The sequence below is a fragment of the Burkholderia sp. SIMBA_051 genome, from assembly GCF_046534915.1.
In the GTDB taxonomy this organism is placed as follows: domain Bacteria; phylum Pseudomonadota; class Gammaproteobacteria; order Burkholderiales; family Burkholderiaceae; genus Burkholderia; species Burkholderia ambifaria.
The window spans coordinates 1-236 of record NZ_JAWRXS010000892.1; the positions used below are offsets into that span (position 1 = coordinate 1).

Genomic DNA, 236 nt, shown 5'->3' on the forward strand with positions numbered 1-236 from the left:
GCATACGTGCATGCACAGATTGCAGCCGACGCACTCGGAGTCCATCACTTCAAAATGCCGGACGCCATCTTTTTCTTTCATGATCGCCTGGTGCGCGGTGTCCTCGCAGGCGATATGGCACAGCCCGCACTGAATGCACTTGTCCTGATCGATGCGCGCCTTGATGTCGTATTTGAGGTTCAGGTATTTCCAGTCGGTGACGTTCGGCACCGCGCGGCCGCGAATCTCGTCGAGCG

At 57.6% G+C, this 236-nt stretch carries 1 protein-coding gene; it reads right to left on the reverse strand.

All coding sequences use genetic code 11. The features are described 5' to 3' along the window. On the reverse strand, positions 1 to 236 hold a 236-nt coding region (locus tag SB771_RS37025), incomplete at both ends, for a 4Fe-4S dicluster-binding protein (RefSeq protein ID WP_410722289.1).